Here is a 15150-nt window from a genome sequence, read left to right on the forward strand (position 1 = left end):
ATCTTCATATCTTTTACAAAAAAGGAGGACAAATTTAATGAAAAAGCTCATCCTCTTATTGGTCATTACCTTATTAGTCATCAGCTTCATAATCGGAGGAATTTTAAATTTAATCTTTAACTTTAGAAATAATAATCCAACCATCACATCGGAACAAGAATACTACTTACCCGAAATCACTCTTAATACTCTAGAGGAAGAAAAGATTAAATTTAATGAGATCACCCAACCAACAATTCTGCTCTTTTGGCTTCCTCAGTCTAAAAGTTGCCAACAACAATTAGAAGTTCTAACTACAATTAATAATAAATATTCAGAGCAAATCAAAATCTTAGCCGTTGGTATAGGAGCTTTATCTAGTACAGAGTTAAAAGAGGTTGCAGAACAAAGAGAACTTGATTTTCAGATTGTAATTGATTCACAAGCAGAATTAACTGAAAAGTTAAAGGTAACTACTATCCCTACCTTACTTCTTTATCATCCCCAACAGGAAAGCCAAAAATTAGTCGGCTTTAAAAATGAATCTGAATTAGAAGAAAAGTTAAAGCAGTACTTCTCTAAATTAACCCCTTCCTAAAAAAAACAAATCAGAGTTGAGATCTCAACTCTGATTTACTATAATTAAATCTCACTATTAAGTTAAGCAGTTTTTTCTGCTTCTTTGCCAGTCATCTCTTCTAGACACTCAGCACAAATAACTTTCCCTTTAAATTCAACCGTCTCTTCTGCACTTTGACAGAAAATACAAGCTGGTTCATACTTTTTAAGTATTATTTTTTCACTATCAACATAAATTTCTAAAGGATCTTTTGTTTCAATCCCAAGCGTCCTTCTTAATTCAATTGGGATTACCATTCTACCTAAGTTATCTACTTTTCTTACTATTCCTGTTGATTTCATTATTTTCCTCCTCGATTTGACATATTTCGACTTTGTTTCACTTAATTATATCAGTAATCCCAAAATATCGCAACCTAATTTTTATAAACTTTCTATTTTTGACCTATTTTTTGATATCCTGACCAATCACAATTCCTGAAACTGAAGCTTGTAATAGACCCCGTGTAATCCCTGCTCCATCACCAGCTACATATAAATTATCTACTTTTGTCTCTAAATTATTATTAACCTCTAAACGGGAAGAATAAAACTTAACCTCAACACCATACAATAATGTATGACGCGAATAAACTCCTGGACAGATCTTATCTAAAGCCTGTAGCATCTCATCAATTGCAACTAAATGTCGATATGGTAAGACCAAGCTCAAATCACCTGGTGTAGCATCTTGCAAGGTCGGCTCTACTAATCCCCTTTCTATTCTTTCCTCAGTAGATCTTCTACCATCTAAAAAGTCACCAAGTCGTTGAACTAAAACCCTACCTCCTAATAAATTTGCTAACTTAGCTATATTCTGACCATAAGTGATTGGCTCTTTAAAAGGTTCAGTAAATGTCTTACTGACTAATAAAGCAAAATTAGTATTGTTAGTCTTATTAGTAGCATGGCTATGACCATTAACAGTAATTAAGCCATTATTGTTTTCATTAACTACCTCGCCATTTGGACACATACAAAAAGTTCGTACTTTATCATCAAATGTAGGTGTGTAATGAATGAATTTCGATTCATAAAGAACATCAGTCAACTCTTCCATAATTGCTGCTGGCAGCTCTACCCTAACTCCTATATCTACAGGATTGATTGCAGTCTGAATTTCTAACTTTTGAGCCTCTTTAAGTAACCACTCAGAGTTTTCTCGACCAGGGGCTACTACTACTATCTCACTTTTTATCTCTTCTCCCTGCTCTGTCCTTACCCCTATCGCTTTACCACTAGCAGTTAAAATCTCTTCTGCCTTAACTCCAGTTCTCACTTCTACACCCTTTTCTAGTAAATATTCCTTCATCTTTGTCAATACTTCTTTACTATAACCTGTCCCTAGATGCCTAATTTGGGAAGGAATAAATTTCAGCTCAGCCTTCATTGCTTGATTATAAATATCTTGAGCTGCTTCATTAGAAGGACCATACACCTTATCTGGAGCTCCAAATTTACAATAAACACCATCAGCATACTTGATTAATTCTTCTAGCCTTTCTTGACCAATATACTTATCTAAGTTACCACCAATCTCACTCGATAAGGTTAGTTTTCCATCACTAAAAGAACCTGCTCCACCCCAGCCACAGACAATTGAACAGTTATTACATTTTAAACAATCAGTTCCTCTAGATTTCATAGGGCATTCTCTATTAGTAATATCTCGACCTTTTTCTAAGATTAATATATCAAGTTCACTCTCTTTTACTAATTCTAAAGCAGTAAAGATTCCTGCTGGCCCTCCTCCTACTATCACCACATCATAATTGTCAGCCATTAAATCATCTCCTTATTAAATAATAATTTTAAAGTTCGTCTTTATAACCAAAACCAGTAATTATACTACCATATATAATGATGGTAGTCAATTATATGCTAACAATTTTGCTTAAAAACAAAATAATATTTGTGTTATTTAAAAGGAGATACCTGTAAAGCTTTCCTGATTAAATGTGTTAAATACAAGTATAGTAAAATAATAATTCCAAACATAACATAATTAGGAACCAGTCCACCTAAGATTAAAAAGTCATAAATTCCATGTAATAAAACAACCTGTACTAACCCAATAGTAATCAAGTTCGATCTCTTTTCACACTTAGCCTTACCCAAATAAAAACCCATAATCCCTGAAAAAGAAGCATGAACTAAACTAGTAACAACCGCTCGCACAACTCCTACTCGAAATCCAAAAACAAAAGCATATAACAAATTTTCAACAGCTGCAAATCCTAAAGCCACTGAAATTGAATAAATAATTCCATCCATCACTTCATTAAACTCATCAGAATCATAGATTGTATACCATACAACTGCAAATTTCCCCACTTCTTCTGTTAAGCCAATTACAAAAATTGATAAGCCTAGTAACACAGTTAAACTGGGAGGATTAGCGATTAAACCTGCAAAAGGCGCTTCAATTAATCCAACTGGAATGACCAACAAGGCTCCATATAAAAATGACCTTAATACTAAACGAACTGGTTCAGGCTCATACTTATCCTTACGATAGAAAAAATAGACCCACAATAATCCAGGTATAATTGAAATAATTACTAGATATAGTAGATTCATCTCTATTCCACTCCTAGCTAAAGTTTTTAAGTTGATCAAGTTGTGAGTTGGCTATAAATAAAATAGTATCATTTGATTGTATTGAATAATCATCAGGCTCATAAAATCCATTGATTAAAACTTCATAATCACTAGGTACCTCTAGCTTTTCTCTTAGTTTTGCTAATTTGATCTGATTCTCAATTAATAATTTGATTCGTCTAAATTTATTGAAGTCTATTATCTCCAAATTAACTAACATTGTTTCCTCCTTAGTGCCTAATAAATAATTTTTATTTTAAATTGAATACTTACCTATTAATATATCTCAATTTAAGTTAACTATACTTATTTTCAAACCCTTTATAAAGTTATTAATAACCTGAGGTAAATATGAAAAAACTTTAGCCTGTACAGGCTAAAGTTTAAAAGTTATAGGTTAAATCTAAGTTTGAGTAAGAGCTACATCTTTATTGATTTCACAATTGATTCAACCTCAAACTCAACCTTAAACTAAAATTTTATCGTCAAACCATCATAAGCAGGTAAAACATGATCAGGTAATTTATCTTTTAGATTGTTATGTTCAAATTTATGGGATAAATGGGTCAGATAAGCTTGCGGAACATTTAATCTTTCAATAACTTCTAATGACTCTTCTAAATTAAAGTGAGTTGGATGGGGTCGATAACGTAATGTTCCCAAGATTAAAAGTTGAACCCCCTCTAATAATTTAAAGGTCTCCTCTGGGATAAAACTACAGTCAGTTATATAGGCAAAATCATTAATTCGATATCCTAAAATATCAATATTCCCATGTTTAACAACTAAAGGCGTTATCTTCATATTGCCAAGTTCAAACGGAGAAGACTTATGGTGTAGTCTTGCCTGAGGCAACCCACCTTTTTGTTGATTAGCAGTAAAGATATAACTAAAAGCCTTTCTAATTTCTTGTAATGCTTGCTTATTTCCATAACAAGGAATACTACTTTGTTGTAAATAATTAATCGCTCTAATATCATCAAAACCCATTATATGATCGGCATGGGCATGAGTGAAAAGAATGGTGTCTATCTTTTTAATTTTGTTTTTTAACAGTTGTAATCTCAACTCTGGCGGAGTATCTATTAAGATTGATAGCTCTTCTGACTCTAAATAAATAGAAGAACGATAACGTCTATTCCTCGGGTCTTGTGAAGTACAGGTCGGACAATCACAATTAAGCACAGGAACCCCACGGGAAGTAGCTGTTCCTAAAAAGGTAATCTTCAATTCAAATCCCCCCCTTTCTAAATATCAGTGTACAGTTTACAGTTGGCGGTTGACAGTTAAAGACCTTAAAATTATAAAACCAAAACTAATCTAAACCCCTAGGTATAAAGCATTTCAGAAGCCTTTGTCTTTATTGTTTTGAATTTTAACTGTAAACTGTAAACCGTAAACTATCAACTCAATAATGTTTCGCTTTTACAAACTAGATACTAGCATAACCGCTAAAATAATAATTATCACTACCACTCCACCTATTAAAAATAATAGGTTCTTATCAACTGTCATCTTAGCTACATCATTTTGACCAGGATTCTCTTCTTGCTCGCTTAATTCATCATTTTTTGTTAGATAAGTAAGTTTAACTTCAGGATCAACGATCAACTTTCCATAAATATCAGGGCCAAATTTAATTCGAATCGAGTAACGCTCAGATTCTTCTTTAAGATTAATCTCCATAATAGAGCCTACTGCCCGTCCTTGTTTTTTCTGTAATAAACCACTTAAGTACTGCCCCACCTCTCTTTCATCAGTTACCTTTACTACTAACTTATCCCCTATCTTTAAGTCATTAGCCTTTTTACCCCTAGTTGGAGAAATAATTGGAGAGCAGTTTAAAGTTATCTCTAATCCTAACTTATCATCCTCTTCTGTTTCTTCTGTCTCAGCAGTATCTTCCTCTTCTTCATTTAATTCCTGCTCAGGAAATATGTCAGGATAGATACCCCGCAATTCTTTCCTTTCTTTAAGAGTAAACTTGACTTCTAATCCAATCTGTTCTTGAATTAAGTCTTCCACCTTTTCTTTAAACAAGCTCTCAATCTCAGCCTTAGCTTCAAGTTGGGCCAACTTTAATAACTCAGCTATCTTTTCTTCAGTAAAACTTCTTTTCAAATCACTAGTAAATTCTTGGCTATCATGATCTTCTTGTTCAGAAATCAACCTTATCTGTTCGATAAATTTTTGATTATCAAGATCTAATTTAATATTCTTTAATTCAGATTTACTATTTAAAGCAACGTCTAATTTAATAAGTTTTCGTTCTTTACAATCTATAACTACAACAAACAGACCATAAGTCTTACTATAGCCACCATAACTGAACCTTCCATAAGTAACTAAAATATCCTCTACCAATCGAACATCCTTATCTTCCTGTTCTAGCTCATTTTTTTTTACCATGATCCACCAACCCTTTTTCTTTATTTCAACTAAATTTAAGTAAGATCTAAACCCTTATGTTCTTGATGATTGACTTAACCTCAACCTTAAACTTAAGCTATCTTGTATAATAATATTATAACGTCAAATCAGACCCAATGTCCAATAATTCTTGTAATTCAATCCAAACACAAACTAAAATAAGATGCCCTAGGGCATCTTATTTTAGAGAATATTAACTTTAAAATGCAGGTACAATAGAACCTCCATACTCCTCTGCAATATATTCTTTAACTTCTTGTGAATTCAAAGCAGCTGCTAGCTTATTTAATAACTCATCATCTTGTTCCGCCCCTCTAACTGCTAAAACATTAGCATAAGGTGATTCGCTACCTTCGATTATCAATGAATCCTCAGTTGGAACTAAATCAGCCTCTAAAGCATAATTAGTATTGATCACTGCTGCTGTAACATCAGGTAAAGAGCGAGGTAATTGAGCTGCTTCTAGCTCTCTAAACTCTAACCCTTTAGGATTAGCAATAATATCAACTGGCGTAGCTTCTAAACCAGCCTCAGAACTCAATTCAATCAAGCCTGCCTCTTCTAATAATAAAAGTGCTCTTCCTTCATTAGTTGTATCATTAGGAATTGCAATTAATGCCCCTTCCTCAAGCTGCTCTAGACTATTAATCTGCTCTGAATAAAGACCGATCGGCTCAATATGAACACTAGCAATATCTACTAAATCTAGCTCTCTTTCAGTACTGAAGTTCTCTAAGTAAGGAGTGTGTTGAAAGAAGTTAGCATCAATACTTCCATCATCCAAAGCAAGGTTAGGAGTTGTATAATCAGTAAATTCCTCAATCTCCAATTCAATCCCTTCCTCCGCTAATAATGGCTTAACTACATCCTCCAAAATCTCAGCATGTGGAACAGGAGTAGCTCCTATTGTTATCTTATCTACATCTGCCGTTGCTTCTTCAGCTCCTCCACAACCTATTACCAATCCTGCTACTACTAATAAACTCAAAACTATTAATAATTTCTTCATTACTTCTCTCCCCCTTCATTTTTAATTTACAATTGATAATTGACAATTGACAGTTAAAATCAACTTCTTCAAGATTTTAAAAATTGTACATTGTTCATTCTTCATTGTCAATTGGTTTTATTTGTTATCTAGCTTTGCTGCTAGCCAATTCCCAAAACCTTGTACACCTTGCACCATAATAATCAATAACAACACAGTTTTAAACATTACATCTGTTTGGAAACGTTGATATCCATATCTGATTGCAATATCTCCCAAACCACCTCCACCAACTGCTCCAACTATCGCAGAAAAACTGACTAATGTAATAGCAGTTATAGTCAAACCTAAAATTAATGAAGGCAATGCTTCAGGAATTAAGACCTTGATTATAACCTCCCAGGGAGTAGCTCCCATAACCAAAGCAGCTTCTATTACTCCTTGTTCAACCTCTTTGATAGCACTCTCAACAATTCTACCAGTAAAAGGGATAGCTGCTATCGTCAACGGAACAATTGCTGCTTCAGTACCAATTGAAGTTCCAACTAATAAACGGGTAAATGGAATAATAGCTACCATTAGAATAATAAAAGGAATTGAACGAACAACATTAATGATTGTACTTAAGACAAAATTAATATATTTATTTTCTAATAAATTATCCTGTTCTGTAACGACTACCCCTACTCCTAATAATAACCCAAAGATAGTAGAAATCGCCATTGAAAGACCGACCATATAAATTGTTTCTTGTAATCCACCCCATAATAATTCACTATCACTAACTAATATTTCTAACAGACTCTGCATCACGAAGCACCTCCACTTCTACCTCAGCTAGATTAAGCAATTCCTTAATTGCCTCTTTAACTTGTAAACCATTCCCTTCAATCCCAATCACTAAGGTTCCAAAGCTAATCCCTTGGATCTTATCGATATTACCATATAAAATATTAACCTTAATCTGATATTGATGGATTAAATCAGAGATAAGTGATTGCTTGGCAGATTGGCCAATATAAGATACCTTAACTAAACTATCATTTCTAGTAGCATTATCTACTGGATTTAAAAACTCTTCTGGCAGATCAGCATTGATTACACCTTGAACAAACCTTTTAGTTACTTCTTGCTGTGGATTTAAGAATATATCAATTACAGCACCCTCTTCAACAATCTGTCCTCCTTCTAAAACTGCAACTTTAGTACAGATCTCTTTGATTACTTCCATCTCATGAGTAATTAAGACGATAGTAATCTCTAACTTCTGATTGATATCCTTTAATAACTCCAGAATTGATTGGGTCGTTTCTGGATCTAAAGAAGAGGTTGCTTCATCACATAATAAAACTTGAGGATCATTAGCTAATGCTCTAGCAATTCCTACTCGTTGTTGTTGGCCCCCACTTAATTGACTAGGATAGCTATCTGCTTTATCTGCTAATCCAACTAACTTAAGTAATTCATCTACCTTATCTTTAATCTTACTTTTTTTCTCCCCTGCAAGCTCTAACGGAAATGCTACATTTTGAGCTACAGTTCGTGACTTTAATAGGTTGAAATTTTGAAAGATCATTCCGAGCTCTTTTCTAGCTTCTCGTAATTCTTCGCTTGTCAACTCAGTCAGATCTTGACCTGCTATTATCACATCTCCACTAGTTGGCTCTTCTAATAGATTCAAACACCGAATCAAAGTACTCTTACCTGCTCCACTCGGGCCAATGATCCCAAAGATCTCTCCAGTTTCTATTTTTAGATCTATCTTTTCTAGAGCAATAACTTCCTGCTCAGCAGTTCGATAAATCTTTTGTAAGTTATTGATTTTGATCATTTTGCTTCTCTCCTTCTTCAATTTCTAATTATAGAATTAAACTTATTTGATATTTAGTGTCACTTTTCGTTCGTGAAAGAATGTGTTTTGTAGGGGCGACTCTCCGTGGTCGCCCGTGATTTAACATGGGCAGGCACAGAGACCTGCCCCTACAAATATCATTTCTACCCGCCAAATCAAAAGTGCCACATTATTGTAATAAAATGCAACTATATTATAAATTATTTACACAAACAAAAAAACTTCCCCTCAAAGAGAAGAAGTAAAATAATTAGCTTCCCCCCTTATCTATCAGGAATTAGCACCGGGCACTTAAATGAAAGTGCTGGTTGCTGGGCTTCATTGGGCCAGTCCCTCCGCCACTCTGGATAAGAGAATCCAAAACTTTATTAAGTTATATGTATCATAACAAATTAATCTATAGTTTGTCAAACAGTTTTATTTTCCTCTTCTACTAAATCTTGTAAAGCCTTACTCAATTGATCTGGGCAAGAAGTTCCATTTCTGCAAGCTATCCCCTTTAATTTCTCAACTACCTCCTCTATCGGTTGGCCCTCAACTAAAGTAGCTATCCCAGTCAAACTACCATTACAACCACCAACAAAGTCAACCTTTTCAATTACTCCATCTTTAATCTCAAATCTAATCTCATCTGCACAAGTCCCACTTGTTTTAAAAATCTTCATCGTTACTACCTCCTCTATTAGATTTAATATTTAATATCTAATATTGAATAATTGAAGCTCACAAAAAAACATACACAAATAAACAATAACTTATAAATCAAAAAACTCTCCGTGAGCCGCTGGAAACTACTACTTTAAAATTGTAATCTCCTACTAACCGCTCTTCAATGCTTTTATCTATTCACTATTCATTATTAAATATTCACTGCTTTTTATTATAGCATCTATCAAAAATAAATTGCAAGTTAAAATATATTTCGTTATTTAAAAATTAAATGAATTTTATTTTGTGGTAATTTAAATAAAATCTCGGAATCTTTCTTCAATTCACTAGCAAAAACTGTAGATATATCAATTATAAAATCAAATTTTTGTTGGCTAAAAGAACTAACAAATAATCTTGTTATTGCACCTTTAGATAACTTCTTTTTTATAATCCCAGAAAACATATTATCTTCTTTAAGTTTTGACTTATCTTTTATCATCTCAATAAATTCTGGTCTTATAACAGTTATCACTTGTTGACCTTCTTTTAAATCTTGTTTACTTTCAATTAATAATTTGAATTTATCATTTTTCAACCTTGCTTTTTCTGCTGAAATTTGATCAACCTCTAGATCAAAAATATTTTTCCCTTCTACAAAACGAGCTACATTTCTGGTCTGTGGACGATAAAAAACATCTTCTTTAGATCCAATTTGTTCTATCTTACCTTGATTATAAACTGCTACCCTATCAGCTAACTCAAAAACATCAGTTATATTATGGGTTACATAAATAACTGGGATTTCAAAATCAGCATGTATTCGTAATAAATCCTGCCTTAACTTTTCCCGCACTAAAGTATCCAATGCAGAAAAAGGTTCATCCAATAATAATAATTCAGGTTCTATAATTAAGGCTCTAGCGATCGCCACTCGTTGCTGTTGTCCTCCTGATAACTGACTAGGATATTTATCTGCTAAACCTTCTAATCTTAACTTAATTAATAAATCCTCGACCTTTTTTTTAATTTGTGACTTATCTAACCCCTGCCCTTCAATTCCGAAAGCAATATTTTTAAAAACAGTCATATGAGGAAATAAACTATAATCCTGAAATACATAACCAATATTTCGCTGGTTAATTGGCAGATTCACCTTACTAGATTGATTGAAAAATTCAACCCCTTGATTAATTACTAAACCTTGGTCTGGTTCTTTTAAACCTGCTATCAATTTTAAAGTGGTACTTTTACCACTTCCGCTAGGACCAAAGAGAACTAATATTTCATTCTCAACTATAAATTTTACTTTCACTTCAAAGTTATCAAACTTTTTTTCTAAATCAACCTTTAGCATAACCTCACCTACCTACCTACCATAAAATAATTTCACCATTTTTTTAGATCAAGAAATTGATTTAATAATACTAAACTGAAAATACTAATACCACTGATTAGAATCACTAAAAAATTAGCTAATTGATAATTTCCTCCTTGTACAGCATCATAGATGGCAATTGATAAAGTCTGAGTTTTGCCTGGAATATTTCCTGCTACCATTAGTGTTGCACCAAACTCTCCTATAGCCCTAGCAAAAGAAAGTACTACACCTACAACAATTCCTTTCCATGATAAAGGTAGTGTGATCTTAAAAAATATAATTAACTCTGATTTACCTAAAGTTCGTGCTACATTCTCTAGATTCTGATCTATATTCTCAATACTTGACTGAACAGCTCTAACCATCAAAGGTAAAGAGACTATTATAGAAGCAAGCACTGCCCCTTGCCATGTAAAGACTAAACTGATATTAAAAGTTTCTTGCAAAAACCTACCAATTAAACTATGCTTTCCTACGGAGAGCAATAAATAATAACCTAACACAGTAGGAGGCAAAACCATTGGTAAGGTAATTATAGCTGACAGTATATTCTTACCAACAAAATCACTACGGGCCAACATCCAACCAAGTAAAGTACCAATAATTGCAGTAATCATTGTAGAATAAAAAGCTACCTTTAAAGACAAATATATCGGTGACCAATACACTTTAGGCACCTCCTTAGGGTAGATAAAACCCATATTTCTCCATAATCTCTCTTCCTTGAGGACTATTAATAAATTCAGCAAATTCTTTAGCTGAATCTTGCTCATTGGAGTGACTAACAACTCCTAACATCTGTTCTAATCGATTGTGATACTTTTCATCAATCAGAGTATAATCAAGCTCTTTTACTTCGGCAATAGATAAAGCAATAATCCCCACCGGAGCACTACCTGTTCGTACAAACTGCATAGCCTGACTAACATTCTCACCATAGACTAATTTCTCTTTAACTGATTTCCATAACCCTTTACTTTCCAAAGCCTCCTTGCCCGCTAATCCATAAGGAGCATGGCTAGGATTTGCAAGAGCAATATTCTCTATCTCAGCCGATGTTAGTTCCTCTAATGATCTTACATCTAAGTTAGAATCTTTATTTACAGCTAACACAATCCTTCCAATAGCATAAAGAGCCTTTGTTTCCTCAACAATATCACCACTTTTAACTAACTTATCTACAAACTCTTTATTAGCTGAAGCAAATAGATCAATAGGAGCACCATTAGCAATCTGTTGAGCTAGATTTCCTGAAGAACCGAATTGAAAGACTACCTTTGTACCATTTTCTTCCTCAAATATCTCACCTAACTCTTCAAAGGCAAACCTTAAATCAGAAGCTGCTGCCACATGTAATTCATCTTCTTGAGCTGACTTATCTTCTTGATTATCACCTAGATTACAAGCACTCATTAAAGTAGCTGAAATCAGCAACAACATTATAATTTGTATCAAATTTTTCTTTCTCATAAGCTAACTGTCTCCTTCCATGTAATCTATTTGCTACATTTATTTATTAAAATCATTAAGTATAATCTTCTCTTCAATCAGATCAGCTACCTCTGCCACCTTCTTTGCTAATAATTCTGGCTGTTGATAGTCATTGATAATTCTTGTTAATAACTTATCCTCTGGTAAAGCAGGCTGATCATGAACTGCTGGTCTAAAGATCTCAATCTTAGGCTTATCCCCTGTCTTATAACCTTCTGTAATCACCAGATCAAACTCTTCGTCAATATAATGCTCCATAATATAATCAAGCTCAACCTGCTCAGTTACCTCCTTGATCAAAGCCAACTTCTCATGGGAAGTCAACACAACCTGCTCAGCGCCAGCTTTTCGATGTCGCCAGCTATCCTTACCAGGCTTATCTATCTCAAATTTATGAGCATCATGCTTGATTGTCGCTATCTTATACCCTCGCTTCTTTAACTCAGGAATTAAATATGTAACAAAGGTTGTCTTACCTGAATTAGACCAACCAATGATCGAAACAACTGGAATCATATACAAACCCCCTTTTTAGTTGATAATTGATAATTGAAAATTGACAGTTAAAATCAAACAACAAAACAAACCTGCTGATTTTTAACTTCCTTTATAATTTTAATTTATTTTATGCTTTTAACCTCTTCTACTATCAATTATCAATTGAAAACTATCAATTGTTTTTAAGCTATTCTCTGCTTTTCCCCTCCGGGTTCTGCGAACCCTTCGTGATGAAAAAAATCCGCTCTTAGATTTTTTTCTATCTTGCGCAGTCTTCTACTTGATCCTGTAACAGTCCAACAGCGTGAGGAATCGCCGGTAAGATGACCTCTAAACACTCCTCAACTGCTATTGGACTGCCAGGTAAATTAATAATCAATGACTTATTTCTAATCCCACAGACAGCTCTTGATAGCATCGCATGTGGTGTCTTTTTGATACTTTCAGCTCGCATTGCTTCAACTAAACCTGGTACCTCCTTATCGATCACCTCTAAAGTAGCATCAGGAGTAAAATCTCGCGGTGCTAAACCTGTTCCTCCTGTCGTCAAGATCAGATTAAGCTCTAGATCATCAGCTTGCTTCTTTAACTCTTCAATAATTAGCTCCTTATCATCAGGAATTACCTCATAGTACTCAACAACCCCATCAATCTCTTCTACAATCCGTTCAATCGTTGGCCCGCTCTTATCTTCCCGCTTTCCAGCAGCACCTTTATCACTTAAGGTTAAAACACCTACTTTAATCATTGATCAACACCTCCAACTTAGTTCCTGGCTTAACCGTTCCACCTTTGATCACCTTAGCAAAGATACCTCTCCGAGGCATAATACAATCCCCTACTTGATGATAAATATTACAACGATCATGGCACTCTTTACCAATCTGAGTCACTTCTAAGATTATTTCCTTTCCTAACTTTAGCCTTCTACCAACTGGTAATTCAGGTAGTTTCAATCCTTTCGTGATTACATTCTCTCCAAAAGCACCTAGCTCTAAATCTAATCCTTGCTCTCGCATAAAATCAATATCCTCAATAGCTAAAAGACTGACTTGACGATGCCAGTCTCCAGCATGGGCATCCCCTTCTAGACCATAGTCCTCCTTGAAAGTTGCTTCAGCTATCTCCTCTTTGGCAGTTCCCTTCTCTGGACTGCTACAGAAAGCAATCGCCTCTCCTATCAACTCTTGATCTAGATAAATTCCACTCTTTCCACCAGTCTTCTTCAACAATTTAATCTCCCCTATCTCAATCCCTTTATCGACTGCTTTACACATATCATAAATTGTCAATCCAGCTACCGAAACAGCAGTCAATGCTTCCATCTCCACTCCTGTCTTACCTGTAATCTTAGTAGTAGCAAGAATCTCAATCGTTGCTGTTGGTTCAATAATATTAAACTTCAAATCGACTCCACCAATCAACAGTGGATGGCACATCGGAATTAGATCAGGTGTTCTCTTAACCCCCATAATTCCAGCTACTCGTGCTACTTCTAAGACATCTCCTTTTTCGATCTCTTGATCCTTAATCAGCTCTAAAGTCTTGGGACTGACCTTAACCTTACCCTGAGCAATAGCTATTCGTTTAGTCTCTTTCTTATCTGTTACATCGACCATTCGTGAACGGCCTTCCTCATCAAAATGACTAAATTCACCCATCTTTATCCTCCTATCTGTGACATATGCTTGGCCAAATTATCCTCTTGGCCTAATTGATGCTGATCTGGTTTATAACCAATCGCTTCCATAAATCTTGCTGCTAATTTCTCTTCACTACTATTATTCCTAATTAGCTCTTTTAAATTAATCTCATCATCACTACAAAGGCAAGGCCGTAACCAACCAGTTGCCGTCAATCTAATCCGATTACAACTACTACAGAAATGATTACTGATCGGACTGATAAAGCCAACTGTACCCAACCCTTCCCTAACTTGATAATAATAAGCCGGCCCATTACCCGTAGCAAATTGGCTTGGTAATAACTGCTCCTTACCTTTAATCTTCCTCTTTAGATTCTCTATACTCATATATTTCTCTTCTTGCTCTAATTTCTTACCACCCATCGGCATAAATTCAATAAATCTAACGTGGAGTGGATATTCTCTTGTTAGATCGATAAAATCAAATATCTCATCATCATTAACCCCTCTCATCAAGACCGTATTGATCTTAATTGGGGCCAACTCCAACCGCAATGCCTCCTCAATTCCTCTCCAAACCTGCTCAAACTCTCCAACCCTAGTAATCTCCCTAAACTTATCCCGCTGTAAAGTGTCAAGGCTGATATTAACCCGATCCAATCCTGCTTCAACCAAAGCTTCACCTTTCTCTTCTAACAAGATTCCATTGGTCGTCAGTGAAACCTCTTCAATCCCCTCTATCTCCTTTAACATCCTTACAAAATCTACTACTCCCTTTCTAACCAATGGATCACCACCAGTCAGCCTGATCTTTTTAACTCCTAAACGAGCAGCAACACGAACAACCTTGATCAGTTCTTCATAACGTAAGATCTCTTGATGCTTAATCTGGTTAACCCCACCTTCAGGCATACAGTATTGGCAGCGTAAATTACATCTATCAGTTATTGAAATTCGTAAATAATCTATCTTGCGACCCAGTTGATCGATTAATTTGCTCATCTTTCTCACCTCCGCTA

General features: G+C 34.7%; 18 protein-coding genes and 1 riboswitch. Of the genes, 1 reads left to right on the forward strand and 17 read right to left on the reverse strand.

Annotation, left to right across the window (positions count from 1 at the left end; translation table 11 throughout):
* The first annotated feature begins 37 nt into the window (after positions 1 to 37).
* Positions 38 to 577: a thioredoxin family protein gene (locus tag MWH28_RS01665; RefSeq protein ID WP_248617528.1), complete on the forward strand. Its 540-nt coding sequence runs from the start codon at positions 38 to 40 to the stop codon at positions 575 to 577.
* Positions 578 to 639: 62 nt separating this feature from the next.
* Here MWH28_RS01665 and MWH28_RS01670 read toward each other — a convergent pair whose 3' ends face one another.
* The 17 genes from MWH28_RS01670 to moaA form a co-directional block, all read right to left on the reverse strand.
* Entirely contained in the window at positions 640 to 900 is a 261-nt protein-coding gene (locus MWH28_RS01670) for an AbrB/MazE/SpoVT family DNA-binding domain-containing protein (RefSeq protein ID WP_248617529.1), read from the reverse strand.
* 103 nt (positions 901 to 1003) lie between these two features.
* Entirely contained in the window at positions 1004 to 2380 is a 1377-nt protein-coding gene (locus MWH28_RS01675) for an NAD(P)/FAD-dependent oxidoreductase (protein ID WP_248617530.1), read from the reverse strand.
* A 134-nt stretch (positions 2381 to 2514) separates the two neighbouring features.
* Positions 2515 to 3177 carry a PrsW family intramembrane metalloprotease gene (locus tag MWH28_RS01680; RefSeq protein ID WP_248617531.1) on the reverse strand — a complete coding sequence of 221 codons (663 nt, stop codon included), beginning with the start codon at positions 3175 to 3177 and terminating at the stop codon, positions 2515 to 2517.
* Positions 3178 to 3190: 13 nt separating this feature from the next.
* Complete coding sequence (locus tag MWH28_RS01685) at positions 3191 to 3418, reverse strand: hypothetical protein (RefSeq protein ID WP_248617532.1); 228 nt, start codon at positions 3416 to 3418, stop codon at positions 3191 to 3193.
* 251 nt (positions 3419 to 3669) lie between these two features.
* Positions 3670 to 4428 (reverse strand): MBL fold metallo-hydrolase, encoded by a 759-nt coding sequence (locus MWH28_RS01690; RefSeq protein WP_248617533.1) that lies wholly within the window; start codon positions 4426 to 4428, stop codon positions 3670 to 3672.
* A 195-nt stretch (positions 4429 to 4623) separates the two neighbouring features.
* Positions 4624 to 5607 (reverse strand): hypothetical protein, encoded by a 984-nt coding sequence (locus tag MWH28_RS01695; protein WP_248617534.1) that lies wholly within the window; start codon positions 5605 to 5607, stop codon positions 4624 to 4626.
* A 220-nt stretch (positions 5608 to 5827) separates the two neighbouring features.
* Positions 5828 to 6637 carry a MetQ/NlpA family ABC transporter substrate-binding protein gene (locus MWH28_RS01700; protein ID WP_248617535.1) on the reverse strand — a complete coding sequence of 270 codons (810 nt, stop codon included), beginning with the start codon at positions 6635 to 6637 and terminating at the stop codon, positions 5828 to 5830.
* Positions 6638 to 6754: 117 nt separating this feature from the next.
* Positions 6755 to 7426 (reverse strand): methionine ABC transporter permease, encoded by a 672-nt coding sequence (locus MWH28_RS01705; protein WP_248617536.1) that lies wholly within the window; start codon positions 7424 to 7426, stop codon positions 6755 to 6757.
* Positions 7398 to 8447 (reverse strand): methionine ABC transporter ATP-binding protein, encoded by a 1050-nt coding sequence (locus MWH28_RS01710; RefSeq protein ID WP_248617537.1) that lies wholly within the window; start codon positions 8445 to 8447, stop codon positions 7398 to 7400. The genes MWH28_RS01705 and MWH28_RS01710 overlap by 29 nt, the downstream gene beginning before the upstream one ends.
* 281 nt (positions 8448 to 8728) lie before the next feature.
* A riboswitch (SAM riboswitch) is annotated at positions 8729 to 8822 on the reverse strand.
* Between the two features lie 53 nt (positions 8823 to 8875).
* A complete protein-coding gene (locus MWH28_RS01715; RefSeq protein WP_248617538.1) occupies positions 8876 to 9133 on the reverse strand; it encodes a TIGR03905 family TSCPD domain-containing protein in 258 nt (85 codons plus the stop codon).
* A gap of 260 nt (positions 9134 to 9393) precedes the next feature.
* The gene (locus MWH28_RS01720; protein WP_248617539.1) at positions 9394 to 10473 is read right to left on the reverse strand and encodes an ABC transporter ATP-binding protein; all 1080 of its coding nucleotides are present in this window, start codon (positions 10471 to 10473) and stop codon (positions 9394 to 9396) included.
* A gap of 32 nt (positions 10474 to 10505) precedes the next feature.
* Positions 10506 to 11198 carry a molybdate ABC transporter permease subunit gene (gene modB / locus MWH28_RS01725; protein ID WP_282580090.1) on the reverse strand — a complete coding sequence of 231 codons (693 nt, stop codon included), beginning with the start codon at positions 11196 to 11198 and terminating at the stop codon, positions 10506 to 10508.
* A complete protein-coding gene (gene modA, locus MWH28_RS01730; protein ID WP_248617541.1) occupies positions 11179 to 11967 on the reverse strand; it encodes a molybdate ABC transporter substrate-binding protein in 789 nt (262 codons plus the stop codon). Before modA ends, modB begins: the two co-directional genes overlap by 20 nt.
* Before the next feature lie 39 nt (positions 11968 to 12006).
* The gene (gene mobB / locus MWH28_RS01735; RefSeq protein ID WP_248617542.1) at positions 12007 to 12504 is read right to left on the reverse strand and encodes a molybdopterin-guanine dinucleotide biosynthesis protein B; all 498 of its coding nucleotides are present in this window, start codon (positions 12502 to 12504) and stop codon (positions 12007 to 12009) included.
* 241 nt (positions 12505 to 12745) lie between these two features.
* Positions 12746 to 13234: a MogA/MoaB family molybdenum cofactor biosynthesis protein gene (locus tag MWH28_RS01740; protein WP_248617543.1), complete on the reverse strand. Its 489-nt coding sequence runs from the start codon at positions 13232 to 13234 to the stop codon at positions 12746 to 12748.
* Positions 13227 to 14147, reverse strand: a complete 921-nt coding sequence (moaC, locus tag MWH28_RS12795) for a cyclic pyranopterin monophosphate synthase MoaC (RefSeq protein ID WP_282580091.1) — start codon at positions 14145 to 14147, stop codon at positions 13227 to 13229. Before moaC ends, MWH28_RS01740 begins: the two co-directional genes overlap by 8 nt.
* 2 nt (positions 14148 to 14149) lie before the next feature.
* Positions 14150 to 15133 (reverse strand): GTP 3',8-cyclase MoaA, encoded by a 984-nt coding sequence (gene moaA / locus MWH28_RS01750; protein WP_248617544.1) that lies wholly within the window; start codon positions 15131 to 15133, stop codon positions 14150 to 14152.
* Positions 15134 to 15150 lie beyond the last annotated feature (17 nt).

The organism is Natroniella sulfidigena (assembly GCF_023223645.1).
Classification (GTDB): Bacteria; Bacillota; Halanaerobiia; order Halobacteroidales; family Halobacteroidaceae; genus Natroniella; species Natroniella sulfidigena.

What these genes read in the sequence shown, in the direction of transcription:
- MWH28_RS01665 (WP_248617528.1), top strand. Translation starts at nt 38, where the DNA reads ATGAAAAAGCTCATCCTCTTATTGGTCATTACCTTATTAGTCATCAGC.
- MWH28_RS01670 (WP_248617529.1), bottom strand. Translation starts at nt 900, where the DNA reads ATGAAATCAACAGGAATAGTAAGAAAAGTAGATAACTTAGGTAGAATG.
- MWH28_RS01675 (WP_248617530.1), bottom strand. Translation starts at nt 2,380, where the DNA reads ATGGCTGACAATTATGATGTGGTGATAGTAGGAGGAGGGCCAGCAGGA.
- MWH28_RS01680 (WP_248617531.1), bottom strand. Translation starts at nt 3,177, where the DNA reads ATGAATCTACTATATCTAGTAATTATTTCAATTATACCTGGATTATTG.
- MWH28_RS01685 (WP_248617532.1), bottom strand. Translation starts at nt 3,418, where the DNA reads ATGTTAGTTAATTTGGAGATAATAGACTTCAATAAATTTAGACGAATC.
- MWH28_RS01695 (WP_248617534.1), bottom strand. Translation starts at nt 5,607, where the DNA reads ATGGTAAAAAAAAATGAGCTAGAACAGGAAGATAAGGATGTTCGATTG.
- MWH28_RS01700 (WP_248617535.1), bottom strand. Translation starts at nt 6,637, where the DNA reads ATGAAGAAATTATTAATAGTTTTGAGTTTATTAGTAGTAGCAGGATTG.
- MWH28_RS01705 (WP_248617536.1), bottom strand. Translation starts at nt 7,426, where the DNA reads ATGCAGAGTCTGTTAGAAATATTAGTTAGTGATAGTGAATTATTATGG.
- MWH28_RS01710 (WP_248617537.1), bottom strand. Translation starts at nt 8,447, where the DNA reads ATGATCAAAATCAATAACTTACAAAAGATTTATCGAACTGCTGAGCAG.
- MWH28_RS01715 (WP_248617538.1), bottom strand. Translation starts at nt 9,133, where the DNA reads ATGAAGATTTTTAAAACAAGTGGGACTTGTGCAGATGAGATTAGATTT.
- MWH28_RS01720 (WP_248617539.1), bottom strand. Translation starts at nt 10,473, where the DNA reads ATGCTAAAGGTTGATTTAGAAAAAAAGTTTGATAACTTTGAAGTGAAA.
- modB (WP_282580090.1), bottom strand. Translation starts at nt 11,198, where the DNA reads ATGGGTTTTATCTACCCTAAGGAGGTGCCTAAAGTGTATTGGTCACCG.
- modA (WP_248617541.1), bottom strand. Translation starts at nt 11,967, where the DNA reads ATGAGAAAGAAAAATTTGATACAAATTATAATGTTGTTGCTGATTTCA.
- mobB (WP_248617542.1), bottom strand. Translation starts at nt 12,504, where the DNA reads ATGATTCCAGTTGTTTCGATCATTGGTTGGTCTAATTCAGGTAAGACA.
- MWH28_RS01740 (WP_248617543.1), bottom strand. Translation starts at nt 13,234, where the DNA reads ATGATTAAAGTAGGTGTTTTAACCTTAAGTGATAAAGGTGCTGCTGGA.
- moaC (WP_282580091.1), bottom strand. Translation starts at nt 14,147, where the DNA reads ATGGGTGAATTTAGTCATTTTGATGAGGAAGGCCGTTCACGAATGGTC.
- moaA (WP_248617544.1), bottom strand. Translation starts at nt 15,133, where the DNA reads ATGAGCAAATTAATCGATCAACTGGGTCGCAAGATAGATTATTTACGA.